Source organism: Mesorhizobium sp. IMUNJ 23232 (genome assembly GCF_044326205.1).
Lineage (GTDB): Bacteria > Pseudomonadota > Alphaproteobacteria > Rhizobiales > Rhizobiaceae > Kumtagia.
On the sequence record NZ_JBIRCY010000153.1, the window covers coordinates 1 to 1693 of the forward strand.

The window sequence follows — 1693 nt, forward strand, 5'->3', positions numbered from 1 at the left end:
TGTTCAACAAGCTCAAGAACTGGCGCCGCGTCGCCACCAGATACGACAAGACAAAGGAGTCTTACCTCGGCTTCGTCACCATCGCAGCAGTCAAGCTTTGGTTACCCTTTGTCCACGAGGCCTAGGTATTCGGCGAGAACTGGAGCTGGAATGAGGCGCGAGGGGCTTCGGTAGCACAAGTCTGGCGGGGGTGTGCGCGTGGCTGGCGACAGCGATTTACGCGGCTTGGTGATGCGTCTGATTTCTTACATCGAACGATCGAAACGAAGCGCTTTCTTCAACCTTCGACGCTATGAATCCCGGCTCCAAAGAGTATCGCAATTCGCGCCGCGACGCTTTCGCGAACCAGGCCTTTTGAAATTTGGCTCGGGATGATGCCGAAGTCTCGACAGTGATCGTCAAGCGCTTGAGCTCGTATTTCCAGTTCCTTGTCTCGAATTGAGTTTCGCTGCATCGCGTTCCCCTTTGGACGAAAGCATGTCGGCGCCCTCAAGCACCGGAATCCATCTGGAACCGGTATCACAGGCCTTGGTTCCTCACGGCCTTATTTCCCAAGGATTTGCTCGATGTTGTGGCCCGACTTTTGGCGGTAGGCGCGCCGGGCCAATATCATCTGGTCCCAGAACGCTTGCATTGCCCCGTCCGGCGGGCCGTCCAGCAAGCGGATCGGAGTGTGATTCGGCATATCGAAATTTGTGACTGTGGCTTCGCGCAATTCGTGAAACCGAATTCCGCGCGATCTAAGAGCAGCGAATGTTGATGTAAGCACCTTAGGCTCCCCTATACGTTCAGCTGGCGAGCCGAAAATACTCGTGGTTAATTGCTAAGCCGCATGCCGCCGCCAACTCAGGATTGGGTTTGTCCTGCCCCAGCGGCGTCGCCCAACCCGCCTTTTGGACCATCCCAGGGCGTTCGAAGGCTCTCGCAATTTTCATGTCCGCAAGAATTTCCACCGAGCGGGGATCGGTCTTCGATCGCTCCATGCAGTAGGGTGTCAAACTCAACGCGACGGCCGCGGCTGCGCCATCTCTCACCATCAGTTTCGCGGAGCGGTCAGTAACCCAGCCGCCCCAGGTGAAACCCACGACGGTGAGGGCAACAGCTCCCACTCCCGCGCCGAAGAGGACGGGAGCGATCCATATTGGGGCGTGCATCTATGCGTCCGATCTGAATGGAGAGGCGCGCCGGTTGTTGCGCGCAAGTAGTCACCGTAGCACGATATTGACCTGCGTCGCTGACAATTCGTGTCCGCCCTGCCGAATAGCCTCGCTATCGGATTGTTGTGCTGGTACATCGTAAATGTCGGTAGCCGTTTTCAGGGCGCTATCGATTGAGGGCGGCCATCGAGCCCTAGCCCCAACGAAAGGAGGACATCGTTGTCTTCCGTCACATCACGCCAACATCCAACTTCTGCTGTCACCTCGTGAATTACCTTGAACGGGTAATTGCCGAGCCGGCGGCGTGGCTGCTGTTCATACTCGCAGTATGTGTCATCGGCGCGATCTTATATCTCGCGCTGGTAAGTATCACATTTTGAAGCCTGCCAAGCCAATTCGAGGAGCCTTTGGAACACGCGGTACGACGCCTGACATGGTGCCGGCAGTCGGTCTGTTGTCGCGTGGGCAAGCAATGGGCAAATTGCGGTTGCTAGATTCGCGACAATGGCCGGTCGGGCTGCTGATCAAAGTCGCTG

The 1693-nt window shown here is 56.9% G+C and carries 1 protein-coding gene and 1 pseudogene; one reads left to right on the forward strand and one right to left on the reverse strand.

Translation table 11 applies throughout. The features are described 5' to 3' along the window. Positions 1-125: pseudogene (locus ACH196_RS38020) on the forward strand (IS5/IS1182 family transposase); the annotation flags it as partial. A gap of 663 nt (positions 126-788) precedes the next feature. On the opposite strand, the gene ACH196_RS38025 reads toward ACH196_RS38020, so the two are convergent. Further along, positions 789-1154 carry a hypothetical protein gene (locus ACH196_RS38025; protein WP_396651978.1) on the reverse strand — a complete coding sequence of 122 codons (366 nt, stop codon included), beginning with the start codon at positions 1152-1154 and terminating at the stop codon, positions 789-791. Between the last annotated feature and the right edge of the window lie 539 nt (positions 1155-1693).

Excerpts from the sequence above, each read along its gene's own strand:
- ACH196_RS38025 (WP_396651978.1), bottom strand. The coding sequence starts at position 1,154 with ATGCACGCCCCAATATGGATCGCTCCCGTCCTCTTCGGCGCGGGAGTG.